Genomic DNA, 23,999 nt, shown 5'->3' on the forward strand with positions numbered 1-23,999 from the left:
AGCGGATGTCCCGAACAGGGCCGCAAGGTCATAACGGAAATTCAATATTCCGGTTGCTCGCCCTTGATAGGGACGGATGTCGGCGTGCCTTTCGTGCCCGCATAGGTCAGCAGGACGACCGTGGCCGTGTCGCCGGAGACGCCCCGATGTACGTCATCGACGCTTTCGGCAAAGGCCTGCCCGGTCTGGAATGTCCGGCGCTTGCCGCTTTCGCGATCCTCGATGGTCAGCGAGCCTTGCAGGACGTAGCCGGCATTGGGGAATGGATGACGGTGCCACGGCAGGGCGCTGTGGGGTGGGATCGTCAGCTTCAGGACGGTCAGTTGCGGCGGGGTCGCAGGATAAGCCTTGTATGGAACGCCATTCCATGAATGGTCTTCTTTCAGAAGGATTTCCGCATGGCCGGAGGCACTTTGTGGTGTCTGAGCGTGGGAGACGGCGGGCGTTGCAACGAGAAGGGCGCAGATTGTCATAGTTTGGCGCACGTATGAACTCATGTTTCTTGCTGACGATGGCATTGGAACGTGTGGCCATGCGGGTTGGTTTTGCCGTGTCGCGGGTTTGTCGATAGAAGCGGCATCGAGCGACGGTCGCCGGTCAGTCCGGCCTTGAAGTGGAGAAAATCGTTGAGCGCATGGCACCGTGGAACGTTGGACTGCGCCGAGGCCGATCGGCAGCACGTCGCGGAGATCGTCGACAAGGCCGGAACCTCGTTCGCGCGGGGCATGCGTATTCTGCCGCCGGAACGGCGTTATGCGATGTATGCGATCTATGCTTTCTGTCGCGAGGTCGACGACATAGCGGATGGCGATGCAGGCGTGGCCGATCCCAAGGCTGCTCTGGACGATTGGCATGCGCGGATCGCGCGACTGTATGAGGGCGAGACGCGGGGCGCGCTGGACCGGGCGTTACATGCGGCGATCCAGCGCTACAACCTGCGGCAGGCGGATTTCGATGCGGTCATCGACGGCATGGCGATGGATGCCGGGGCGCCCATCGTTGCGCCGGATGAGGCGACGCTCGATTTGTACTGCGACCGGGTGGCTTCGGCTGTCGGGCGGTTGTCGGTCCGGGCGTTCGGCGATTCGTCGGATGCCGCGGATCGGGTGGCGCATCATCTCGGACGTGCGCTGCAACTGACGAACATCCTGCGCGACATCGAGGAGGACGCCGAGCGCGGGCGCCTTTATCTTCCGAAAGAACTGCTGGAGCGATACGGTGTGCCGGCCGACCCCAACGAGGCACTCTATGCGCAGGGGCTGGACACGCTGGCGCGCGTGTTGGCGGCGCGCGCGCAGGATCACTTCCGGCAGGCGCGGATCACGATGAAGATGTGCGACCGTCGGGCGATGCGCCCGGCACGGATGATGGCGGCGTCCTACGTCTGTGTCCTGTCGGCGTTGCAGCGGCGCGGCTGGCGCCATCCGGAGCGCCCGGTCCGTGTCGGGCGCATCGGGCGTGTCCTGCGCACATTGGCGGCGTATGTAGGCTGACCGATGACGCATGTTCACGTAATCGGTGGCGGTCTGGCGGGCCTTTCCGCGGCGGTGGAACTGACGGGCCGAGCACGGGTGACGGTCTACGAGGCGGGGCCGGCATGCGGTGGCCGGGCGCGGTCGTATTTCGACAGGGCACTGGGCACGCGGATCGATAACGGCAACCATCTGTTGTTGTCGGCCAATGACGCGGCTTTCCGGTATCTCGGGCTGATCGGTGCGGAGAAATCGCTGAAAGGGCCGGGCAAGCCGGTTTTCCCGTATTTCGATCTGGAGGCCGATCTGGCCTGGACATTGCGGTTGTCGCGGGGACGGATTCCGTTCTGGGCCCTGCCGGGCGGCGCGCGCGTGCCGGGAATGCGGCTGAAGGAATTACGATCGTTGTTCGCGCTGCTTGGCGCGCGGGACGAGACGACGGTGGCGAACTGTCTTGTGCCGGGGATGTTGAGCCGCCGTTTGCTGGAGCCGTTCGCCGTTTCCGCCCTGAATACCGATTGTGAGACAGGCAGCGCGAAACTGTTGGGCAATGTGGTTCGTCAGTCCCTTGCCAGGGGGGGGATGGCGTGCTGCCCGTGGTATCCGGAGAAGGGCCTGTCCGAGAGTTTCGTCGATCCGGCGGTGGCGCATCTTTCGGTCATGCAGGGCGAGGTGCGGCATGGCGCGCGCGTCTCGGGAATCGAGACGAGGGGAGCGCGGGTCACGGCGTTCGCGCTCGGTGCGGAACGCATTGTCGTCGGCTCCGAGGACTACGTGATTTTCGCTGCGCCCGGATCTGTCGCGGGTGGCGTGCTGAGCGCCCATCTGTCGAGTTTTCAGGTCCCGGATGCCTTCGAGAGTATCATTAATGTGCATTTCCGGCTGCCATTCGTGCCGGACATACGCGGTCGCGTGGCGGAGGCCGGGTTTGTTGGTGTGGTCGGCGGCATAACGGAGTGGGTGTTCGTCAAAGGGGATGTGCTGTCCGTGACGGTCAGTGCCGCCAATCGTTATGCTGCGCGTGATAACGAAGAGTTGAAGGCAATGATCTGGAACGAGGTGCGGCGCGTCATCGGGCCGGTGACGGTCGGCGGCCTTCCGGAAGCGATGCCGACGGCGCGCCTCGTCTGGGAAAAGCGTGCGACTTTCGCGGCGACACCGGCGCAGGACAGGCGTCGTCCTGACGCGAAAACGCGGTTTGAGAATCTGGCGTTGGCAGGAGACTGGACGCAGACGGGTCTGCCTTCGACGATCGAAGGGGCAATCCGTTCGGGCGTTGCGGCGGCGCACACGCTGGGGCTCGTCAGCTAACGCCGTATAAACGTGACGATTTGATGACGATCCGGTAGAACGCGTTTTCTTTGCAGTAGTTTGAGGACGACAGCGAACAATGTTGATCTATTCCGACGTTCTGGAGCGGCGCGATGCGTCGGCGCAGCCTGACCTGGCAGCGACCGAGACGCAGCGTGTGCAGCAGGCCGTGGAATCCGCGCAGGCGGCACTGGCCGGCATGCAGCAGGACGATGGACATTGGGTATTCGAACTCGAGGCCGACGCGACGATCCCGGCCGAATATGTGTTGCTGGAGCACTATCTCGATCGGATCGACGATACGCTGGAGAAGCGGATCGGCGTTTATCTGCGTCGTATCCAGGGGGAGCATGGCGGCTGGCCGCTCTATCATGACGGCGGCTTCGACCTGTCGGCTTCCGTGAAGGCCTATTTTGCGCTCAAGGCGATTGGCGACGACATCGATGCGCCGCACATGAAGCTCGCGCGAGAGGCTATTCTGGACCGTGGCGGTGCGGCGCGCACCAATGTGTTCACGCGCTTTCAGATGGCGCTGTTTGGCGAGGTGCCATGGCACGCGACGCCTGTCATGCCGGTCGAGCTGATGTTGCTACCGAAAACGGCGTTTTTCTCGATGTGGAACATGTCCTACTGGTCGCGTTCAGTGGTGGCGCCGCTGCTGGTCTTGCGGGCGATGGAACCCAGGGCCATCAATCCGCGCGGCATCCACATTCAGGAACTGTTCGTCACGCCGCCCGACCTTGTCACGGACTGGATTCGTGGTCCGTATCGTTCTGTCTGGGGGCGGGTTTTCAAGCATCTCGACAGTGTTCTGCGCCCGATCGAGCCGCATTTACCGGAATCGCTGCGCAAGCGTGCGATCAGGAAGGCCATCGACTTCATCGAGCCGCGTCTGGGCGAGGGTGGTCTGGGAGCGATCTATCCGGCGATGGCGAATGTCGTGATGATGTATCGTGCGCTTGGCGTCCCGGACACGGATCCGCGTGTGGAGCAGGCCTGGCGCGGCGTGCAGGACCTGCTCGTGCATAATGGTGATGAGACCTATTGCCAGCCATGTGTTTCGCCGGTGTGGGACACGGGACTGTCCGGTCTGGCCATGGCGGAGGCATCTTCGGGGCCGGGGGCGACGAAGCCCGCGGAAACGAAGGAACGGTTGCGCCGGAGCATGGAATGGCTGCGCGAGCGGCAGATTCTCGACGTCAAGGGCGACTGGGCCGTCAATTGTCCGGACGTGCGGCCCGGTGGCTGGGCGTTCCAGTATGAGAACGATTTCTATCCGGATGTCGACGATACGGCTGTGGTCGGCATGCTGATGCATCGGGAAGATGCGGCGGGCAATCAGGAAGCGATCGAGCGTGCGCGTGAGTGGATCATCGGCATGCAGAGCACCAACGGCGGTTGGGGAGCATTCGATATCGACAACGATCTCGAGTTGCTCAACCATATTCCGTTCTCCGATCATGGTGCGCTGCTCGATCCGCCGACGGCTGATGTGTCGGCACGGTGCATATCGTTCCTGTCGCAGTTGGGACATGCGGAAGATCGGCCCGTCATCGATCGGGCGCTGACCTATCTGTTCGAGGAGCAGGAACCGGAAGGTTGCTGGTTCGGGCGTTGGGGCACCAACTACATATACGGCACATGGTCCGTATTATGCGCGTTCAATGCCGCGGGCGTTCCGCATGACCACCCCGCTGTGCTGCGGGCCGTAGCGTGGCTGGAGAACGTGCAACGCGCGGATGGTGGCTGGGGCGAGGACTGCGCGACGTTCGAAGGTGGCACGCCGGGGCAATATGACGAAAGCCTGCCGTCGCAGACGGCCTGGGCTGTTCTGGGTCTCATGGCGGTCGGACGACGTGAATCCGAGGCGGTCAAGCGCGGCATCGCCTATCTGGTCTCGGCGCAGGACGGGGAAGGTCGCTGGCACGAGCAGCCATACAATGCCGTTGGCTTTCCGAAAGTCTTCTATCTTCGATATCATGGATACAAGCAGTTCTTCCCTTTGATGGCCCTGTCGCGGTTCCGTAATCTGGGACTCAGCAACACAGGCAAGGTCGAATACGGCTTCTGATGCTAGGCGCGCTCGTTGGATTGACGGCGGAAGCCAGGCTGTTGCGGAAAGTGCTGCCCGAAGCGCCGATCGCGGTGAGTGGCGCGACCCTTGACGGTGCGCGGCGGGCATTGGCCACATTGCGCGCGGCAGGTGCGACGGAATTACTGTCATTCGGTTGCGCGGCGGGGCTGTCGCCGGCCATGCGGCCCGGTGCGATTCTGGTGCCGGAGCGAGTTTGTGTTCACGGGCGCCATTATACCGCGAATGCGGCGCTGAGGCGGCGGTTTGGTGCAGATCGCGCGGATGTTGTGACCGCCGGTCTGTTGCAGAGCGACGTGCTTGTTGAGACGGCGCGCGAGAAAGCGGCGTTGTTCGCCGAGAGCGGATGCGTGGCCGTGGATATGGAAAGCGGGCTGGTCGCCGAGAGTGGTCTGCCTTTCGCCGTGCTGCGCGTGGTTTGCGACGACGCGGCGCGGGATTTGCCGCCGGTGGCGTGCGATGTCCTGTCCGCCGGTAAAATTTCGGTTCCACGGCTGGTGGGCGGTCTGCTGCGTCAACCGGGGCAGATCGGTGCCCTGATGGCGCTGGGACGCGAAGCGGCGGTGGCACGCAAGAGCATGGCGAGTTTCCTGCGCGGCTTATAGGCCGATTGGCGTTGCGGGACTTCAGTCGAGATCAGCCGAAACGTTCCACGGCCATTCCTGCCGCCAGTCCGGCCAATGCGCCTGCGGGTGTCAGCCAGGAAAAGGCGATTGCGTGCCCTTGTATCGACACGTCGGCGAGAATGCCGAGCGTGGCGAGTGCCGCGGCGAAGGCGGCATAGGCGCAGCGTGGTTTGGCGCCCGACCGCAACATGGCGAGCAGGAACACGCCAAGCACGGCCCCGTAGCAATAGGATGTGATGGAAAACGCGAACAGAACGGCGGAGTGAATGCCGCTGGAAAAGAACAGCGTCGCCAGAATCAGGGCGACGGCCCAGAACGCCGTGATGCGCTGCGACAGTGCACGGTCCGACAGTTCGAACCGGCGGAGGAACGGCTTGAAATCGCCCATCACCGCGCCTGTCATGGCATTCATCGCGCTGGAGAGGGAACCCATCGTGGCGGCCAGGATGCCGGCGACCAGCAGGCCGCGCAAGGCGGGTGGCAAGGTCAGGATGAAATCGGGAAAGAGCTGGTCTGGCGTGGCGAGCGGGGCGCCATGGTGTTGCGCATACAGAAGGGCGCCGACGAGTGACAGGGCGGCGAAAAGCAGGCCGACAAGGAAGGCGCTCCCGATCATGGCGGCCTGCGCGCCACGCAACGTGCGGGCGGCGAGGCAGCGCTGGATCATGAGTTGATCGGTGCCGTGTGAGGCCAGTGTCATGACCGTGCCGCCGATGATCGCGGCGGTAATCGTGAAGGGGCTCGTGAACGGCGGCTTTCCGGAAGAGAACAGATGCGCGTTCTGGAGTGTGTGCGACAGCGTGCCGGGTTCGAGCCGGTGCAACAGGATGGCGATGCAGGTGAATGCGCCGACGAGATAGAGCACGAGCTGGATGGAATCCGACCATATGACGGCCTTCAGGCCGCCGAGCATGGTGTAGGACAATGTCAGCGCCATGATCGCGGCCAGCAGGGCGATATGTCCGATCGGTGAATTCAGACCCGGCAGGCCGCTGGCCGCGCATAGTGCCGCAACGGGCAGCATGCCGGCGAACAGCCGCACGGATTCGGCGAGCAGGCGTGTGACCAGGAAGCTGGCCGAGACAACGCGCTGCACGCCATGGCCGAATCGCTGGCCGAGATATTGGTAGGCGCTGGCCATGTTGCGGTCGCGGAAGAGTGGCAGAAAGCGGAAAGCGACGATGATGCGGCCCAGAAGATAGCCGAGTGCCAGGCCGACGAAGACGAACGAATTGCCATAGGCGACGCCGGGAATGCTGACGACGGTGAGAGTCGAGGTTTCCGTTGCCACGATGGAAAGGCCGATTGCCCAGGCGGGCAGGTCGTGATGCGCTTGCGACGGATCGCCGCGCTGGCCGCGCGACAGGGCCAGCGAGACTGTGGGCAGGAACACGAGATAGGCCAGGATGACGAGCGCGGTGATGGACATTCCCTTTGCGTAACTTGTTACCGGGTTTGCGCAAGAGGGCGACGCGATCGATACGAATCCGAAAGGTGCGATAACCTTTTGTGGGATTGTCTCGTTGCCGGGGTCGCTTCAGGATGGTGGGCATGAACGAGCATCATATTCCTGAATCGGTTCGGCTGGCGCGGCGGACCCTGCTGGCGTCGGCGCCTCTTTGGCTTGGGGGATGCGCGCAAGGCCGACAGGAAGCGCGTTTCGCGGACGTGCACCGTCGCATACGGCGTGCCATCGCTGACCGGCAGACGCTCGGCGCGGTCGTGGCCATCGGGCATGGCGGGCAGGTCGTGTATCATGGCGCGTTCGGCCTGCGCGCCGTGGTGCCGCAGCGCCTGCCGATGCAATGGGAGACACGTTTCGACATGGCGTCGCTCACGAAAGTGCTGATCACGGCGCCGAGCGTGATGCAGTTCTGGGAGCAGGGCCTTTTCGATCTGGACGATCCCGTGGCCCGTTACTGGCCGGCTTTCGGTGCGAATGGCAAGGACGGGATCACCATCCGCATGTTGCTGACGCATTATTCCGGTCTGCCGCCGGATCTCGACCTGATCGAAACATGGTCGGGACGCGAGGCGGCCTTGCAGCGCGTGATCGCAGCGGCGCCGACGGCAACGCCGGGGCGGAACTTTGTCTATAGCGATATCAATTTCATCACGCTCGGCGTGCTCGTCGAGCAGTGGAGCGGGATGTCGCTGGCCGATTATGCGCGCGAACATATTCTTCTGCCGCTGGGCATGACGGAATCGGGGTTCCTGCCGCCGGAGGCCTGGCGCGCGTCGATTGCCCCGACGCAATACGACGAGCATGGACACCTGTTGCAGGGCGTGGTGCACGACCCGACGGCGCGACGAATGGGTGGCGTGGCGGGGCATGCGGGCCTGTTCTCGGATGCGCGGGATACGATCTTCTATGCGCAGGCGCTGCTGGACCGTCTGGCCGGGCGCCCCAGCGCGTTCCCCTTGAAGCAGGCGACGCTGAGGATGATGACGACGCCGCAGCAGCCCAGGACGGATGCGACCGACCTGCGTGGGCTCGGATGGGACATCGCCACGCATTTTTCATCGCCGCGTGGCGATATTTTTCCGAAGGGATCGTTCGGACATACCGGCTTCACCGGAACGTCGCTCTGGTTCGACCCGCTTTCCGATAGTTACGTGATGCTGTTGACCAATCGCGTGCATCCCGATGGCAAGCGGAGTGTCGTATCGTTGCGGCGCGATGTGGCAACGCTGGCGGCAAAGGCGCTGGGACTGGAAAAGACTGTCTAGTCTCAACAACCCCGTCGGGAAGCGATGACTCTCAGGACGACGAAGCGATACCGGATCGCCTGACAGGCGTTTTAACTGGGAAGACGGGGTCGGCGGCGTGATGCTGGTCCCTGATTTCCGGCATGCCGAAATCCTTGCGCTGTCGGGTATTTATTGCAATCGCGGTCGATCTCGACTATGTCTGTGGCATAATGACAAAATCAAAAGGCGCCCCATTGTGGGCGCTTTTTTTATGCGCGGAATTTGAACATGGCGATTGATTTGCAGATCAACCCGGCTGATGGCGGCCCGCTGGCTTTGCGCCTGCTGGAAGATCGGGTGCTGAGGCTGGAGACGTTGTCGGGCACGTTGTCCGACCAGCATGAGCAGCTTCGCGCGGAGATGCGGCACGAAATCCTGTCGCTGCGTGACCAGATGAAGGCGTTGGAGAGCAAGGTGGAAGACGGTAACCGGATCGTCAACGGCAAGCTTGACCGCCTGATCGGTGAGCGCGCAGTGGTGACGGGGCTGATTACGCTTGTGACGTCTGTGCTGGGGACGGGTGCCGTGCATATCGCGTTGTCGATGGGGATTCACTGATGTCCGGTATCGATGTCAGACAGTTGAAATACCTTGTGGTCGCGCCTTCCCTGGCGGCGCTGGGGCTGAACGAACCGGCGGCGATCAATCTGGTGACGGGTACTGCGCTGGCCGAGACGCGCGCGGTCTATCTGCGTCAACTCAATGACGGGCCGGCACTGGGGCTATGGCAGATGGAGCCGTCGACACATGATGACTGCTGGGCCAATTTCCTGAATTTTCCAGCGCAAAAGCGTTTCCTGACGGTTCTGCGGGGTATGTTGAGCCCCGATTTGCCGAAGGCGGCGCAGCTGGTGACGAACCTGCGGTATGCGGCTGCGATGACGCGGATCAGGTTCTATCGTGTGGCGGAAAATCTGCCGTTGGCGGATAATGCAGCCGCGCAAAGCGCCTATCACAAGAAATATTATAATTCTTGTCTTGGTTCGGCAAATGCCGATGCGAATACTGGGCTTTTTCAGCAGGCTATCGATGCGTGATGTGGCGGTGCCGAGGACATTTATGCATCACGCTCTCGACACCACCATCAACATTAACGAATTATTTGTGACGAAAAAGGGGCAGAAGATGCCGATTGAATGAAATTTCACAAAAACGATACAGGATCGATATCAATATCGACGCGCTCCTGCGATGCCGTGCGCAGGCCGGCCAGCCATTGACGCAGGATCGGCTGCACCGCGACGTTGCGTCGTGTGCGCAGGAGAAGGCGTCGGCGATGTCGGCCACGCAGCATGGCGAGCGGGGCCGGGGCGGGACCCAGGATCTGCACGCCGGGAAGATGTGGCGCGTGCTCCCCGATGGTGCGGGCCAATGCGTCGGCGGCCTCCGCCGTTGCGGCGCTGACGATAAGCGCGGCGAGGCGACCGTAGGGCGGCCAGAAGCCGGGGCGGCGCTGGTTCGCTTCCTGCTCCATGAAAGCGCGATAATCGTTGGAGACGAGGGCCTGCATAACCGGATGTTCGCTGACATAGCTTTGCAGCAGGACGCGACCGGGCGCCTCCGCACGACCGGCGCGCCCGGCGACCTGATGCAGCAGTTGCACGGTGCGTTCCGCGGCGCGCAGATCGCCGCCGCCGAGACCCAGATCGGCGTCCACCACGCCGACGAGCGTCAGATGAGGAAAGTGCCAGCCCTTGGCGACAATCTGCGTGCCGATGATGAGGTCGACCTCCCGCGCGGCGATGCGCCGGACGGCGTCCGCCGTGGCCTGGGGTGAGCCGAGCGTGTCGGACGCCATCACCAGGATGCGGGCATCCGGGAAAAGCGCGCGCGATTCCTCGAGAATGCGTTCGATGCCTGGCCCGATCGGCACGAGGCTTCCTTCCGCCTGACAGTTCGGGCAGGTCGGAGGCAGGGGGTCGGTATGGCCGCAATGGTGGCAGGCCAGTTCACGCCGGGCGCGATGTTCCACCAGCCACGCCGAACAGTTCGGGCATTCCATGCGGAAGCCGCAGGCGCGACACAGCGTCAGCGGGGCATAGCCGCGACGATTGAGGAAAAGCATGGCCTGTTCCTGCCGTGCGAAGCTTTCGTTGATGGCTTCGGTCAGGACCGGTGAAAGAAAGAGGCCACGTTCGGGCGGGTGCGCGCGCATGTCGATCAGCCCGACTTCGGGCAGGACCGCGCCACCGTGTCGGGCGGCCAGCGTGAGATGGGCGTAGCGGCCCGCCTCGACATTGGCGAGGCTTTCCAGGCTTGGTGTCGCGGAGACGAGCACGACCGGTACATCGGCGATCCGGGCGCGCAGGACGGCCATGTCGCGGCCATGATAGGTGACGCCGTCTTCCTGCTTGAATGCCGTATCGTGTTCTTCATCCACGACGATCAGGCCGAGGTCCGGGAAGGGCAGGAAAAGCGCCGAGCGCGCCCCTACGACCACGCGGGCCTGTCCTTCGGCAACCGCGCGCCATGTCATGCGCCGTCGCTTGGCGCCGAGATCGGAATGCCAGACGGCGGCCTGCGCCCCGAAGCGCCGGGCGAAACGGTCGGTCCACTGGGCGGATAGTGCGATTTCCGGCAGGAGGACCAGCACCTGCCGGCCCTGCCGCAAGGCCTGGGCGACGGCTTCCAGATACACCTCGGTCTTGCCCGAGCCGGTGACACCTTCAAGCAGTGTCGCGCTGTAGCGCCGAGCGTCGACGGCCTCGCTCAGGGCCTGGGCGACGATGGCCTGTTCGTCCGATAGTACCGGTGGCCGGAAATCGGGATCGAGTGCTGCGAACGGTGCGGCGACGGGAATGACCATTTCGCGAATAAGGCCGACATTGGCCAGCCCGCGCACGACGCTGGGGCCCACATCGGCGATGGTGGCCAGCTCGGCGGTGGTGCGCGGCGCATTGCCGAGGGCGTCCAGCACTTTCCGTCGCGCCGGCGTGAGGCGGACTTCCGTCGGATCGGCATTCCCGCGCACCCATCCCAGCGCCGGACGCGGCGGTTCCGCGCTGCATGCGCGTATGGCCATGGCCAGAACGAGGCCGGGCGGCGTCAGCGTGTAGGCGGCGAGCCAATCGATGAATCGGCGCAGCGTTTCCGGGATGCGTGGGGTGCCGAGCAGGGCCCGGACAGGCCGGAGCCGCCTGCGCTCGATGGGCTGGGAGGGTTCCGGTGCGAAATCGGCGGGGACGGTGCTGGTCGCGTCCCAGACGCAGCCGATCTCTTCCCGTCGGCCCAGCGGCACGGTGACGAGATCGCCCGGCTCGACGGTATCGGGCGGCAGGAAGCCGAGATAATCCAGCGGGCCGGGAAACGGCAGCGGCAGCAGGACCGACAGGCGCGGGCGTGCTGCGTCGGGGCTCTCGCGCTCTGCTGCGCCGTCATCTAAGGTCATGGATGCCATGCATATTGTCGAACGTTCTTCATCCGGTCCCGGTTCTAGCCCAAGGCGGCGGCCTCGTCGCCTCAATCCTTGTCGGATGATCTATCCATGATGGCCCGGGCGGCGCTGGACGCGTGGCTGTCCTGGCTGGCGCAGGCGCGACGTGCGAGCGGAAACACGGTCGCCGCCTACCGGGGCGACATCGAACAGGCGCTTGGTTTCCTGACCGATCATCTGGGCCAGGAGCCGGATCTGGCGGCGTTGCAGCGCCTGTCCCTGGCGGATCTGCGGGCATGGCTGGCGTATGAAACGGCGCGGGCGGAACGGGGTGTCACCGGTCGTGTCGGGACGCGTGACGGGCAGGCACGAACGCGGGCGCGCCGTGTTTCCGCCCTGCGGTCGTTTTTCCGCTATCTCTCCGAACGGCACGATATCGACAACCCTGCGCCGGGTCTCCTCGCCGCACCACGCGTCAAGAGACGGCTGCCGCGCCCCCTGACGCGCGATCAGGCGCTGGCGGCGCCGGAGGAAATCGCCGTCATGGCGCATACGGGGATTGGCGCCCTGCGCGATGAGGCGCTGTTTACGCTGCTTTACGGCACCGGCATGCGGATCGGCGAAGCGCTGGCGCTGAATATCGGCGATCTCGATGCGTCCGGTGGCGATGTTCTGCGTGTTGTCGGCAAGGGCGGCCGCGTGCGCATGGTGCCGCTTCTGCCGATCGTGGCGAAGGCGCTGACGGACTGGCGTGCCCAGCATCCGTCACCATCGCCCGATGCACCGCTTTTCGTGGGCGCACGCGGCGGGCGGTTGCAGGCCCCTGTAGCGCGGCGGGCCATGCAGCAATGGCGGAATACGACGGGTGCTGCCGCGAGTGCGACCCCCCATGCGCTACGCCATTCCTTCGCGACGCACATGCTGGAGGGTGGCGCGGATTTGCGTGCGATTCAGGAACTGCTGGGCCATGCCAGCCTTTCGACGACGCAGACCTATACCCTGGCCGATGAAAAGCATCTGATGTCCGTCTGGCAGGCGGCGCATCCGCGCGCGCGCCGGTCATGAGGTGCCGCTGGTGGGCTGGCTTTCTGGGGCTGGGCGCGCTGGTTTCAGCGAGTGCCGCTATGGCGTCGCCCTGTCGCATGACGCCGGTCGCGCAGGTTCCCCTTCATGACGACGGATTGTTTCTTCATATTCCGGTCATGCTCGACGGCCGGGCGGCGAGTGTTCTGGTCGATACGGGTTCGGAGGGAAGCCTGATTACCCCGGAGGGCGCGGATCGCCTGCGGCTGCGTCCGGATGCTGCGCATGCGACGTTCATGCAGGGGCCGAACGGACGCGGCCAACTGGTGCCGAACCTGCTGGTCTCCTCCATGCGGATCGGCGCGATGGACCTTGGCGCGCGCACCATGCCGCTCGGTGCATTGCCGGGGCTTCCGGCGGTGACGCCGCCGATCATGGGACTGATCGGCGCCGATGCGTGGCATGGCTATGATCTGGAGATCGACGCGCCCCATGGACGGTTGACGTTATGGGCCGTTCGACTGGGATCGACGGTCTGCCGCCGACCGCCCGACTGGCCTGACGGCTACGCGGCATTGCCCGCTTTCACCGACGGCGGGCGTCTGACGGTAGCATTTCAACTGGATGGCCGCGCGGGTCGCGCACTGGTGGATAGCGGCGCGCGTTCGCATATCGTCGCGCGGCGTTTCGCGCATGAACTCGGGATCGGCGATGACGCACTGGCGCGCGATCCCGGCGGCATCACCAGCGGCGTGGACCTCAATGCACGACGTTACATGTGGCATCGCTTCCATCGCCTCACGCTGGGAGATGGGGCGGGGACGACGAATGCCGCCAATCCCGCATGGTCCGCGCCGGTTCTCACGGTCTCGGATATTCGCGATTCAGCGGATATGCTGCTCGGCGCCGACTGGTTTGCCCGGCACGATGTCTGGCTTTCCTATTCGACCGGGCAGGTTTTCGTCGCCGCACCGGAATCGCCGCGCGTGCCGCTGAGGCGATAACCAGCCGAAGCGGTGCTTTCATCTATTGCCGCTGGCGTGCCTCGGCGGCGACAAGGCGGATCCACGGGTGCCGTTCGGTCACCAGCGAGACCACGCGTGCCTTATGGGCCGCGCGTTCGGTGATCCCGTTGGTCATTGAGGCATCATGGTGACGGTATTCGGCCAGAACTTCCGGCACGTGACGGCCCGTCAGGCCGCGCTCGGCCAGCCCGCACCACAGATCGTAATCCTCCCAGCCCATCGCATCGCGCGCCACATAATAGCCACCCACCGCAGCCCAGGCCCATTTCGCCACCATGGCCATGGCATCGACGTGGTTGCCGCCGATAAGCGCGAGCGGTTCGAAGGGCAGGTTGCCCAGGAGGTCCGGTCTGGTGGCGTTGTCCGGGTCATCCGGCGTTGCCTTGCCCATGACGATGCCCTCGGTATTGAAGGCGCGGAGGACCGGATAGGCATAAGCGGTCTGCCCGTCCGCCATGGCATCGCGCAGTCGTGCACAGGCATCCGGCAGGAGGCGATTGTCGGCATCGAGTTGCATGACGAAGGGCGTTTCCGTCGCGGCCATGCCGACGTTTCGCGCGCCACCCAGACCGGCGTTTTGCCGGGTGCGACGCAGGATCAGGCGGTTGAAGCGCTCCGCATGGCGCGTCATCCAGTCCTCGACAAGCGTGACCGAATCGTCCGTCGAGCCGTCATCCACGACGATCAGGTCCAGCGGTGAGAGGGTTTGAGCGCGAACGGAATCCAGCGCATCCAATATATACGTACTGTAGTTATAGCTGGTCACCACGACGGTGACGTCAGCCCCTCCCAAAAGGTCGCGCTCGAACAATGCGTCGCTTTCCGGAACGACAGGCAGTGGCGCCCTGGGCATGGCCTGACGGGACAACAGCGTTTCAGCACTGCGGGCAGCATCGGCGTCCGTTGCGCCCAGGCCGTCGAAAATCGTTCGCAGGCGTTGCGTCTGAGCCTGCGGGCCGAAATGCCATAAAACGTCGTGATACGCGTCCTGCGCCATGCGACGACGCTTCCCGGGATTCTCGATAAGATTGCGTAATGCCGCAGCCCATTCCTCGGGCGTGTCGGCCAGAAAGCCGGTGATTCCCGGTCGAATTACGCGGCGGAATGGCCCGGTTGGCGAGGCGATGCAGGCAGCGCCGGCCAGGGCGGGCTCGAAGAACTTGATTTCCGATTTCGCCTCGCAGAAGACATTGCCGGTCTCCAGTGGCGCGATAGAGATATCGAAACGGGCGAATTCGTCCGGCAGATCGGCCAGCGCGACCATGTCGCGCCATTCGATCCGGTCCGCGATCGTCTCGAGTGCGGGAAACTCCTCCATGAGCAGGACGGGGCGCCTGTTGCCGGCTTCACGGAACAGCACGAGCCGGACGTGCGGATAGGTCCGCAGGAGATCCGCGAGAACAGGGGCGACGGCTGCGAAGTCGCGCTGGTGCGTCCGAGAGCCCGTGGCATAGCCGATGCGGACCAGTCCATCGTCGATCCGGCGTCGATGTGCCAGCCGGGATTTCGCATGGGCGGCGTCATTGAAGATATTCGGCACTTCGTGGGTCAGCGGCAGATTGACGCGCATGGCGTCGCCGAGTTCGCGGGTTGTCGCAAAGCCGAGATCGCAGCGCAGCATCGTGCGTCGCATATCGGCGAAACAGCGCTCGATCCGTTCTTCCGTCGCGCCGATGGATCGTATGCCGTCAATGACGTCGATCCGGGCGAGGTGCGGGATGAAAACGATATCGTCCGCGTCGAAAACGAGTGTGGCGCCTTTCTCCCTGCCCAGTCGCAGGAGGATATCGACATGACCGCTGAATTCCACACGCCACAGAACCATGATGTCGGCCCAGGCCACGTCATCGCCGCCAATTGTGGCACAAGGCATGACACGGGTGGCGTATCCGGCGGCGCGCGCGGCTTCGGCGAGCCGATCGCAACGATAGGCGACGCCAGGCGTGTCCGGCTCGCCGGCGATGAACAGGATGTGTCGTTCGGACGACGGTAGTTGTGCGGTGACCGGCGCGGCAACGACCGGCGGATGACGTGGTCGCAAACGGCGGCCAAGGTAGCGGACGGCACGTAATGGCAGGGCGCGGCGCGGGGGAACTGTCGCGGATTGCGCGTGGCGTTCGGAGAGTGCGGCATCGCGCTCGGCGACGGCGGCCTCATAGGCTGCCTGCGTCCGATCGTATTGGGCAAGGGCGGCGTCGCGTTGGTATGCCATGTCGCGTTGCAGGGTGACGAGTGTCCGGATGCGTCGGGCGTCGTCCTGCCGTTGCTGCAACAGACGGGCCTGCGCCTGTTGCGACTGCCACAGGGCAGCGGTGGTGGCGGCGCGACGGCGCAAGATCCGGCGTTCCGCGGCGTAGGCCGGATCGGCTAGCCATGCGAGCGCGGCTCGATCGGTTCCCGACGGTGTCGGCATCCGGATGAGCACATGAGAATCGAGATGGAAGTCATCATCGTGCGCATGTTGTTCGGAAAAACGGATGACGGTCGCTGAGGATGTAAATTCGTGCCGGGGATCAGTATCGCTTGTCACAACGATCGACGATATCTGCGATTCGTGCGGCAGAAGCGCAATCCGACGCTCGAATATCTGATTGCCGAGCATCTCGCGCAGCGGCCTTATCATCCAGCCGCAGGATGACGTAAAAGTGATCGTGCAGGGATTTGAGTCGGAAAGCTGATCGAATACCCACAACAGGAACGGCAAATATCGGGCGAATTCGTGTTGCAGTGCATCTGCCGGAACTGGCTCGTCGAAAATGGAGAGCCTGTTCACGGTGACACATGAAAGGATGGTGTGTTCTTTAGACACGTTGATTTCGATACCCGCCTATTTGAAATAACAAGCCGTCTTGCTCAATTTCACGATCTTTAGCCTATCTGCACCGCAAATTTAAGATTGCCGTATGACTCTCAGGGCCCACTTATCTTGCGGCATCCCAGGGGGCAGCGGGATGTAAATCGAAAAAAACATGAACAATTCATAAAATCTCATGCGCTAATTATTGCATTCATGCCACGCGAAGCTGGTTGCCGGGAAAAGAAAAAAATTATGACTGGTATGGCTGCACGAATATCATTGCCAAGGCGCGATTCCATTTGATAGAGAGCGGTTGGATAGAAAAAGTCGGGGCGGTCGTGCGGCTGTCCTTGGTAAAATGAATCCTTCGGGATCAGAAAAGGAGCAGAGCGTATGGCAATTGTGACCGTCGTTGGCGCTTCCGGCACGCATGTTCAGGTTACCGTCGACGGTGGCCAGACTCAGCGTCTTGCGCAGGAATACGCGACCAGCATTCAGAATGCCTTCAGTGGCGGCACCCTTGACGTGGTGGACCTTGCACCGGGCAGCAATCAGTTTGCGTCCAGCGCGATGTCGACAGTTCAGGGGCAAATCACCGTCGGTGGTTCCTATACGTTGAATGGCAGCTATACGAACGTTGCAGTTGGCGCTTTGGCCTCCAACGACAGCCCCGTTACGCCGCTTAATGGCCAGGTTACGATCAACGCGGCCGGTAGCACGGGTTCGTCGCTGAGCATTCTGACGGGCAACCAGGGCAACACCGATGTGACGGTCGGCAACCAGTCCGGCACCTTTGTTGCCGCCGCTGGCACCAACGCGTTTCATGGTGGCGACAGCACTGGCGACTGGCAGATCGCAACCGGCGCGGGCACGACCAACACGCTGTCGCTCGGCACGGGCGCCAATTATGTTGCTTCCGAAGGGCACGACACCATTGATGGGGCGGCCGGCGGTACCGATACGGTTACGCTGATCGGCGGTAGCTCGCTCGTTTCCTTGCAGCAGAACGCTGCCGTCGTGGATCTGAGCACAGGTAACAACATCTCTGTTGGTGACAACAGCACCGTCTTTGGTGGTTCGGGATCGAGCGCCAACTTCACGGGCGACTCCAGCACGATCGTCGGGGCGTTGGGCGACACCATCTCGGCTGCCAGCTCGCTGCAGGTCATCCATGGCTCGAACAACGACATCTCGGTCAGCGGTAACCTGTCGTTCCTGAACGGCACGGGCACCACGACCATCGCTGCCGGCAATGCGACGATCTTCGGCGCCTCTGGCCTGAACGCGATCACGAGCACCATGTCCAGCCCGGCGCTTTTCGTCGGCAACGAGGGGCCGGAAACGGTCAACGGCGCTTCGTCGACATCGGCGCTGCATGCCTTCGCCGGCTCGGGCAACGATGTGCTGATCGGTGGCAGCGCGTCCGATACGCTGGTCGGCGGTGTTGGCAATGCCACGCTGACGGGTGGTTCGGGTGCGTCCAACCTGTTCGCCATCACCAAGGATCATGCCGGTGGTAACTATACCATCACGGATTTTGGTAGCGCGGCTGGTAACATCACGGCGCTTTACAACTACGGCCTGCAGAATAACAACGGTCTGCAGAGCGTGTTGAATAACGCAACGGTGGCTGGCGGCAACACGACGATCCAGCTGTCCGACAACTCCAAGATCACCTTCGTCGGTGTTACCGACCTGAAGGCCTCGGACTTCAACCTGAGCTGATTTCATCTGGTTGATCGATCGAGAAGGGCTGGACCGCGAGGTCCGGCCCTTTTTGTTTGTATAGCCGATTTCGAGAGGCACTCCGAAGGTGTATGTCGCCTGTCATGCGTCCGACCGATTTCCCTCACCTGAGTGACTCGCCATCATCAGATCTATTGGCGGCGCGAGACGCAGCCCTGCGTGACAGTTACCGTGAAAGTGCGGCGCTCTATGGGTTGCGTGCGGCGGACCTTCGTGCCGAGATCGATGAACTCCGGCGCATCAAACGTCTCCGTGAAGAATCGCTTTCCTGGCGCATAACGGCGCCCCTGCGCTGGGTTCGGTCGCTTAGTCTTGGCCGCATGCCGTCCGGCCGACCGCTGAGCAATGCGCCGGACAGGGTGCGTGCATTGTGGCAGTCGGGCGGTCTGCGCGCCGTCATTGGCACCCTGCTGTCGGAAGGGCGCAGCAAGCGATTCCTTGCGGTCGATTCGGCTGACGATCAGGCGATCAGGCGTTACAAGGCGCCGTTGAAAACAGGCCAGACGCCACTGGCGCCCCATATTCTGATCATCGCCGAACTCGGCCTCCGGCAATGCGCCAAATATCGTGTCTGGCAGAAGCGGACCTTTCTCGAATCGTTGGGCTGGCGCGTAACGGTCGTGGATTGGCGGATGACCAAGCTGGCCTGGGCGACACTTCAAACTTGCAGCGCCGTCATATTCTATCGCACGCCGGGATTCGACTCGGTCCTGGCTCTGGTGAATGAGGCCCATCGTCTGGAGCTATCTCCCTGGTGGGAAGTGGACGACCTGATTTTCGATGCGGACGAATATCGTCAGAATGGCAATATCGAGACTCTTCCCGCGTCAGAGCGCGAACTTCTTCTGTTCGGCGTGACCCTGTTCCGCCGCTGCCTGATGGCTTGCAACCGCGCCATCGCATCGACTGAGAGTCTCGCGGCTGCCATGCGTCAGGTCGGTGTCGATGATGTTGCGGTACTGGAGAACGCGCTGGACGAACAGACGCTGCGTTTCGCGGAGGGCGCTCTGGCACAAGCGCAGCACGACCCTTCGCGCATATGGGTCTGTTATGGCTCCGGGACCAACACGCACGATGCCGATCTGCTACAGGCAGCGCCCGGATTGCTGATGGCCATGCAGCAGATGCCGGAACTCGGTATCCGCCTGTTCGGGCCGGTGAGGCTGCCTTCGGAGTTCGACGCGTTCGGCGAGCGTGTGGAAAGGCGCGACGGTCTTGACTACGCCCATTACCTTCGGGAACTGGCCTGCACCGATATCAGCATTGCGCCGCTGGAAAACACGTTATTCAACGACGCCAAGAGCAACATCAAATTCCTCGAAGCCGCGATTCTGGGGCTGCCGACGGTGTGTTCGCCACGATCGGCTTTCATGACCGTCTTGCATCCGGGTGAAAACGGCATGGTGGCGACGACATCGCAGGAGTGGGCGGATGCGATCGTCCAACTCGCCCGCGATCCCGCACTGCGCTATCGGCTTGGCGGGCAGGCGCGTCAGGACGTGCTCGACCGTTATGCGCCCGACATCATGACCCGCACGCAAGCGGCACGTATTTTCGGGCAGCCGCAGGCGCGGCGTGGCGACGCGATGCGCGTGTTGATGGTCAATGTGTATTTCGCGCCGCGCTCGTTCGGCGGCGCCACGATGATCGTCGAGGAAATGAGCCGTCGGCTTCGGCAGGATGGGCTTGAGGTGGGCGTATTCACGACGGAAGTCTCGCAGGAATCCGCCTTCGAAGCCGGGCATCGCTATCAGGTGGATGGCATCGATGTGCTCGCGGTGCCGGGTGCGGTCGAGGGGGATGCGCTCGGCAGTCTGGATAATCCGGATGCCGCGGCATCCTTTGCCGCCTGGCTGGCGGCATTCCGGCCGGATATCGTGCATATCCATGCGTTGCAGGGCATGGGTGTCGGCCTGCTTCGCGTTTGCGAGGAATACGGTGTTCCGTATGTCATCACGGTGCATGACGCATGGTGGCTGTGCGACCGGCAATTCATGGTTCGTGAGGACGGTCGATATTGTTTCCAGAAGACGATCGACCTGCAAATCTGCCAGACCTGCGTACCGCATGCACGACATCTGGCCAGTCGCGCGGTCATCATGCAGCACGGTTTGAAGAATGCGGCCCTGATCCTCAGTCCTTCCGCGACACATCGCGATCTCTACATCGCCAATGGCGTCGATCCGTCGCGCGTGGTGGTCAATGCGAATGGCTTTCGCTGGCCGGCCCGACCCAGAAAGCCACGGTCGGTCGGTGCGCCGCTGCGCTTCGGCTTCGTCGGCGGCACGGAGGATCTCAAGGGCTATTCGTTGCTGCGCCGCGCGGCCAGGGCGGTGGCGCGCGCCGACTGGTCGTTGATCGTCGTGGACAACAAGCTGAACCTCGGTATTCGCTCCATCGACCCGGAGGACTGGCATATCGAAGGCCAGTTCCGGATCCGGCCTGCCTACACGCAGGACACGATGGACGATTTCTATGACGAGATCGACGTGCTTCTTTTCCCTTCACAATGGAAGGAAAGTTTCGGCCTGACGGTGCGCGAGGCCCTGGCGCGCGATGTCTGGGTGATCGCTACGGCCCCGGGCGGTCAGGCCGAGCCCATTGAGGATGGCATCAACGGCACGCTGATCGACCTCGACAACCATCCCGAAACGCTGATGACCGCCATGACGGCGCTACTGGCGGCACCATCGCGCTTCGATGGTTACGTCAATCCCCTGAAAGACCGGTTGCCCCATTATGAAACGCAGGCAACGGAATTGCGTGAAATCTACGCACGGATCCTGAACTGATCGCGCAGCAGGAGAGAAAGCGCGCGCCAACGGTCTTCCGCCGCCACAGCCTGGATCAGCTTGCCGCGCCACGTCGCGCGCAGCGCGCCCGGACGACGTGGGTGATGGGCCAGATACGCATCGATCCATGCGGGATCGAAAAATCCGGGGTCGGGCAGCGCATCCCGCCAGCCCTCGATACCCTGGATGGCGCTGGGGTTGTCGCGCAGCAGTTCCACCTTGATGAAGGGCGCACGGTCGCTGCGCAGCACGGTGCGCCAATCGGTATGCATGGGGTTGGTGGCGATCAGGCGCGCGATGCCACGTGTGCTGGACCAGCATGCCCCCTGTTTCAGGCCGGCCGCCTGTAACGCCAGCCCCAGGCCGAGTTCGCCATGCAGGACGATCTCGTCTTTCGTCATCTCGTTGAAGGGCTGCCTCAGCACGCGCTGTATGGCGGGGCGACGAAAGGCATCAGCCGTGAAACAGACGAACCACGATTGCAGATGATCCACGACGGCACGGGAGGCGACCATCCCCCAGACGTCATATTGCTGGCGGCGCATCCGCTCGACCAGAGGGGAGAGTGGCTGGAGCGGGCCGAAGACGCTGTCATTGGCGAGGAGGATTTCATCCGCGTCCTGTGCGAGGTCCAGTTCGAGCAGATGCTGCCATGCGCCGAAGTCCAGCCCGCCATTCGGGCGCGGATGGAAGGCGATGGGCAGCCCTTCCAGTCCCGCGTGCAAGGCAAGGCGACCGGCTGACGTCAGGTTTTCGCGACCGGACAGAGCAATATGAATGGAAAAGCCACAAGAAGCGATCTGCCGCAGGTAATGCCGGGTCTGCGGCGGAATTTCCGGTTGTTCGTCATACTGGGCAAACAGGCAGATGGATCTTTTCACGCTGTAATAACCATTTTAATTTCTTTTAAGTTACTTGGCCGGTATGTTTTTGCGGTGCCCGTGAAAGGGCGTCGCCCAGCTGTCTGACGAGAAAAACGCGGAGTTTCAATGAGCAAAGCTTTTATCGCCGCCGCCTTGCAGGAGTCGATGCAATGCACGGGCGTCGCCGCCAACCGCGCGGCAACGGACCTGATGGCGGCAATTGTCGCGGAACTCAGGAAGGAAGGGGGCTTCACGCTGCCGTCCTTCGGTACGTTCTCGGTCCATAAGCTCAAGGCGCGGAAGGCCCTCAATCCGCGCACCGGGGAAAGCGTGCGGGTCAAGGCGGGCAAAACGGTTCGGTTCAAGGCCAGTCCCAATCTTCGCAAATCGGTTTGACACCGACCCGTTCAGGCATCGGGCGCCTGAACGGGTTGAGTCTGCTGGTCCTTAAACGTCGTGCACGGTGTCGAGATCGCCGAAGCGTGTGAATTCCCCTTCGAAATAAAGCGGAATCGTGCCGGTCGGCCCGTGGCGCTGCTTCTCGAGGATCAGCTCGGCCTTGTTGTGCACGAGCGCCATTTTGCGTTGCCACTCATCCATGGCGACCTGGTATTTATCCATGCTCTCATAGGCGCTGTCTTTGGGCATGCGCTGTTGCAGGTAATATTCGTCGCGATAGACGAACATCACGGCGTCCGCGTCCTGCTCGATCGAGCCGGATTCACGCAGGTCGGAGAGCATCGGCCGCTTGTCCTCACGCGATTCCACCTGTCGCGAAAGCTGGGAGAGGGCGATGACCGGCACCTCGAATTCCTTGGCGATCGCTTTCAGGCCCTGCGTGATCATCGAGATTTCAAGCACGCGGCTGTCCGGCTTGGTGCCGAGCGCCGGCCGCATGAGTTGCAGGTAGTCCACGACCACCAGGCTCAGCCCCTTGGTGCGTTTCAGGCGACGGCACCGCGTGCGCATGGCGGAGAGCGAGATGGCGGGCGTGTCGTCGATATGCAGCGGCAGGCTGGAAAGTTCGCGCGACACGCGCACGAAGCGGTCGAACTCGCGCTGTCCGATATCGCCGCGGCGGATACGCTCGCCGGAGACTTCCGCCTGTTCGGACAGGATACGTGTGGCCAACTGCTCCGACGACATTTCCAGCGAGAAGACGGCCACGGTTCCGGCCGGGGGCTGGTTTCTGTCCTCCGCTTCCCGCTGAATGGCGCGCGCGGCGGAGAAGGCGATCTTCGTGGCCAGCGCGGTCTTGCCCATGGCCGGACGCCCGGCGAGGATCAGCAGGTCGGATGGATGCAGACCGCCCGTTTTCTTGTCGAAATCGCGCAAACCCGAGGTCAGGCCGCTGACATCGCCCGTGCGCTGGAAGGCGTGCTCGGCCATTTCCAGCGCGCCGGTCAGCGCCCGTTCGAAACTGACGAAGCCGCCGTCCTGTCCCTTGTCGGTGGCGAGCTTGAACAGCGTTTCCTCGGCCACGGCGATCTGGTCCGTGCCGTCCAGTTCCGACCGCGCGCCGAAGGCGTTGTTGACCACGGTTTCACCAATGTCGATCAACTGGCGCCGCACCCATGCGTCATGGATCGCGCGTCCGTAATCGCCGGCATTGACGATGCCGACCATCGCCGTCAGCAGTCTGGCGAGGTAGGCCGTGCCGCCAACCTCGTCCAGCAGGCCGCTATGTTCGAACTCGGCCCGCATGGTGATCGGATCGGCCAGCATGCCGCGGTCGATACGCCGCGCGATGGCCTCGAAGATGCGCCCGTTGATCGGATCGGCGAAATGCTCGGCGATCAGGAAGTCGGACACGCGCTCGTAGGCCTTGTTATTGGTCAGCAGCGCACCGAGCAGAGCCTGCTCGGCCTCGACATTGCTCGGCGGGGCGCGACGGAGCAGGCCGAGAAGGCCATCGGTTGAATCGGTGTCTTTGGGGGGCGTATCGATCATGTTCACGCCACCTTCCTATCATGGGCCGGTGCGATTCGAGAACGCGCCGGATCGTGTCGTTTGCGCCGTGCAGCATATCCGCATTTACATGTGCCATGTATGCGACGGTCGGCGAGAAGCCTCGCCTGACGTCCGGCATTCATGAAATCAACCGCAACATATCGGCCCTTATCGCGCC

The 23,999-nt window shown here is 63.0% G+C and carries 18 protein-coding genes; 12 read left to right on the forward strand and 6 right to left on the reverse strand.

Translation table 11 applies throughout. The annotated features are described in order from the left end of the window. Positions 1 to 41: 41 nt before the first annotated feature. The gene (locus A0U93_RS12080) at positions 42 to 473 is read right to left on the reverse strand and encodes a cupin domain-containing protein (RefSeq protein WP_077807560.1); all 432 of its coding nucleotides are present in this window, start codon (positions 471 to 473) and stop codon (positions 42 to 44) included. A 153-nt stretch (positions 474 to 626) separates the two neighbouring features. Here A0U93_RS12080 and hpnD point away from each other — a divergent pair, with 153 nt between their 5' ends. The 4 genes from hpnD (at position 627) to A0U93_RS12100 (ending at position 5,480) form a co-directional block, all read left to right on the forward strand. Continuing rightward, the gene (hpnD, locus tag A0U93_RS12085) at positions 627 to 1,493 is read left to right on the forward strand and encodes a presqualene diphosphate synthase HpnD (protein WP_245824870.1); all 867 of its coding nucleotides are present in this window, start codon (positions 627 to 629) and stop codon (positions 1,491 to 1,493) included. A gap of 3 nt (positions 1,494 to 1,496) precedes the next feature. Further along, complete coding sequence (gene hpnE, locus A0U93_RS12090; protein ID WP_077807561.1) at positions 1,497 to 2,783, forward strand: hydroxysqualene dehydroxylase HpnE; 1,287 nt, start codon at positions 1,497 to 1,499, stop codon at positions 2,781 to 2,783. A 79-nt stretch (positions 2,784 to 2,862) separates the two neighbouring features. Next, positions 2,863 to 4,854 carry a squalene--hopene cyclase gene (shc, locus tag A0U93_RS12095; protein WP_077807562.1) on the forward strand — a complete coding sequence of 664 codons (1,992 nt, stop codon included), beginning with the start codon at positions 2,863 to 2,865 and terminating at the stop codon, positions 4,852 to 4,854. Beyond that, positions 4,854 to 5,480 carry a phosphorylase family protein gene (locus tag A0U93_RS12100; protein ID WP_077807563.1) on the forward strand — a complete coding sequence of 209 codons (627 nt, stop codon included), beginning with the start codon at positions 4,854 to 4,856 and terminating at the stop codon, positions 5,478 to 5,480. Before shc ends, A0U93_RS12100 begins: the two co-directional genes overlap by 1 nt. Before the next feature lie 31 nt (positions 5,481 to 5,511). Here A0U93_RS12100 and A0U93_RS12105 read toward each other — a convergent pair whose 3' ends face one another. Next, a complete protein-coding gene (locus A0U93_RS12105; RefSeq protein WP_077807564.1) occupies positions 5,512 to 6,930 on the reverse strand; it encodes a sodium:solute symporter in 1,419 nt (472 codons plus the stop codon). 122 nt (positions 6,931 to 7,052) lie between these two features. Between A0U93_RS12105 and A0U93_RS12110 the strand changes: the two genes are divergently transcribed. The 3 genes from A0U93_RS12110 (at position 7,053) to A0U93_RS12120 (ending at position 9,289) form a co-directional block, all read left to right on the forward strand. Then, complete coding sequence (locus tag A0U93_RS12110) at positions 7,053 to 8,231, forward strand: serine hydrolase domain-containing protein (protein WP_077807565.1); 1,179 nt, start codon at positions 7,053 to 7,055, stop codon at positions 8,229 to 8,231. Between the two features lie 249 nt (positions 8,232 to 8,480). Then, positions 8,481 to 8,810: a hypothetical protein gene (locus A0U93_RS12115; protein ID WP_077807566.1), complete on the forward strand. Its 330-nt coding sequence runs from the start codon at positions 8,481 to 8,483 to the stop codon at positions 8,808 to 8,810. Continuing rightward, positions 8,810 to 9,289, forward strand: a complete 480-nt coding sequence (locus A0U93_RS12120) for a hypothetical protein (RefSeq protein WP_077807567.1) — start codon at positions 8,810 to 8,812, stop codon at positions 9,287 to 9,289. The genes A0U93_RS12115 and A0U93_RS12120 overlap by 1 nt, the downstream gene beginning before the upstream one ends. Positions 9,290 to 9,396: 107 nt before the next feature. Here A0U93_RS12120 and A0U93_RS12125 read toward each other — a convergent pair whose 3' ends face one another. Next, the gene (locus A0U93_RS12125; RefSeq protein ID WP_245824872.1) at positions 9,397 to 11,640 is read right to left on the reverse strand and encodes a primosomal protein N'; all 2,244 of its coding nucleotides are present in this window, start codon (positions 11,638 to 11,640) and stop codon (positions 9,397 to 9,399) included. A 96-nt stretch (positions 11,641 to 11,736) separates the two neighbouring features. Between A0U93_RS12125 and A0U93_RS12130 the strand changes: the two genes are divergently transcribed. After that, complete coding sequence (locus tag A0U93_RS12130) at positions 11,737 to 12,690, forward strand: tyrosine recombinase XerC (protein ID WP_077807569.1); 954 nt, start codon at positions 11,737 to 11,739, stop codon at positions 12,688 to 12,690. Then, the gene (locus A0U93_RS12135; RefSeq protein WP_077807570.1) at positions 12,687 to 13,652 is read left to right on the forward strand and encodes a retroviral-like aspartic protease family protein; all 966 of its coding nucleotides are present in this window, start codon (positions 12,687 to 12,689) and stop codon (positions 13,650 to 13,652) included. Before A0U93_RS12130 ends, A0U93_RS12135 begins: the two co-directional genes overlap by 4 nt. Before the next feature lie 22 nt (positions 13,653 to 13,674). Here the strand turns inward: A0U93_RS12135 and A0U93_RS12140 are convergent, their stop codons facing one another. Then, positions 13,675 to 16,446 (reverse strand): glycosyltransferase, encoded by a 2,772-nt coding sequence (locus A0U93_RS12140; protein ID WP_245824874.1) that lies wholly within the window; start codon positions 16,444 to 16,446, stop codon positions 13,675 to 13,677. A gap of 417 nt (positions 16,447 to 16,863) precedes the next feature. Here A0U93_RS12140 and A0U93_RS12145 point away from each other — a divergent pair, with 417 nt between their 5' ends. Further along, positions 16,864 to 18,195 (forward strand): beta strand repeat-containing protein, encoded by a 1,332-nt coding sequence (locus A0U93_RS12145; protein ID WP_077807571.1) that lies wholly within the window; start codon positions 16,864 to 16,866, stop codon positions 18,193 to 18,195. A 104-nt stretch (positions 18,196 to 18,299) separates the two neighbouring features. Then, entirely contained in the window at positions 18,300 to 21,008 is a 2,709-nt protein-coding gene (locus A0U93_RS12150) for a glycosyltransferase (protein ID WP_077807572.1), read from the forward strand. Here A0U93_RS12150 and A0U93_RS12155 read toward each other — a convergent pair. Beyond that, complete coding sequence (locus tag A0U93_RS12155; RefSeq protein ID WP_077807573.1) at positions 20,987 to 21,889, reverse strand: rhamnan synthesis F family protein; 903 nt, start codon at positions 21,887 to 21,889, stop codon at positions 20,987 to 20,989. The genes A0U93_RS12150 and A0U93_RS12155 overlap by 22 nt on opposite strands. A 108-nt stretch (positions 21,890 to 21,997) precedes the next feature. Here A0U93_RS12155 and A0U93_RS12160 point away from each other — a divergent pair, with 108 nt between their 5' ends. Next, a complete protein-coding gene (locus A0U93_RS12160) occupies positions 21,998 to 22,267 on the forward strand; it encodes an HU family DNA-binding protein (RefSeq protein ID WP_077807574.1) in 270 nt (89 codons plus the stop codon). Between the two features lie 51 nt (positions 22,268 to 22,318). On the opposite strand, the gene A0U93_RS12165 is transcribed toward A0U93_RS12160, so the two are convergent. Continuing rightward, on the reverse strand, positions 22,319 to 23,821 hold the full coding sequence (locus tag A0U93_RS12165) for a replicative DNA helicase (RefSeq protein WP_147150999.1): 1,503 nt from the start codon (positions 23,819 to 23,821) through the stop codon (positions 22,319 to 22,321). Positions 23,822 to 23,999 lie beyond the last annotated feature (178 nt).

The organism is Neoasaia chiangmaiensis (genome assembly GCF_002005465.1).
GTDB classification, from domain to species: Bacteria; Pseudomonadota; Alphaproteobacteria; order Acetobacterales; family Acetobacteraceae; genus Neoasaia; species Neoasaia chiangmaiensis.

Excerpts from the sequence above, each read along its gene's own strand:
- A0U93_RS12080 (WP_077807560.1), bottom strand. The coding sequence starts at position 473 with ATGACAATCTGCGCCCTTCTCGTTGCAACGCCCGCCGTCTCCCACGCT.
- hpnE (WP_077807561.1), top strand. The coding sequence starts at position 1,497 with ATGACGCATGTTCACGTAATCGGTGGCGGTCTGGCGGGCCTTTCCGCG.
- shc (WP_077807562.1), top strand. The coding sequence starts at position 2,863 with ATGTTGATCTATTCCGACGTTCTGGAGCGGCGCGATGCGTCGGCGCAG.
- A0U93_RS12100 (WP_077807563.1), top strand. The coding sequence starts at position 4,854 with ATGCTAGGCGCGCTCGTTGGATTGACGGCGGAAGCCAGGCTGTTGCGG.
- A0U93_RS12105 (WP_077807564.1), bottom strand. The coding sequence starts at position 6,930 with ATGTCCATCACCGCGCTCGTCATCCTGGCCTATCTCGTGTTCCTGCCC.
- A0U93_RS12110 (WP_077807565.1), top strand. The coding sequence starts at position 7,053 with ATGAACGAGCATCATATTCCTGAATCGGTTCGGCTGGCGCGGCGGACC.
- A0U93_RS12115 (WP_077807566.1), top strand. The coding sequence starts at position 8,481 with ATGGCGATTGATTTGCAGATCAACCCGGCTGATGGCGGCCCGCTGGCT.
- A0U93_RS12120 (WP_077807567.1), top strand. The coding sequence starts at position 8,810 with ATGTCCGGTATCGATGTCAGACAGTTGAAATACCTTGTGGTCGCGCCT.
- A0U93_RS12125 (WP_245824872.1), bottom strand. The coding sequence starts at position 11,640 with ATGACCTTAGATGACGGCGCAGCAGAGCGCGAGAGCCCCGACGCAGCA.
- A0U93_RS12130 (WP_077807569.1), top strand. The coding sequence starts at position 11,737 with ATGATGGCCCGGGCGGCGCTGGACGCGTGGCTGTCCTGGCTGGCGCAG.
- A0U93_RS12135 (WP_077807570.1), top strand. The coding sequence starts at position 12,687 with ATGAGGTGCCGCTGGTGGGCTGGCTTTCTGGGGCTGGGCGCGCTGGTT.
- A0U93_RS12145 (WP_077807571.1), top strand. The coding sequence starts at position 16,864 with ATGGCAATTGTGACCGTCGTTGGCGCTTCCGGCACGCATGTTCAGGTT.
- A0U93_RS12150 (WP_077807572.1), top strand. The coding sequence starts at position 18,300 with ATGCGTCCGACCGATTTCCCTCACCTGAGTGACTCGCCATCATCAGAT.
- A0U93_RS12160 (WP_077807574.1), top strand. The coding sequence starts at position 21,998 with ATGAGCAAAGCTTTTATCGCCGCCGCCTTGCAGGAGTCGATGCAATGC.
- A0U93_RS12165 (WP_147150999.1), bottom strand. The coding sequence starts at position 23,821 with ATGATCGATACGCCCCCCAAAGACACCGATTCAACCGATGGCCTTCTC.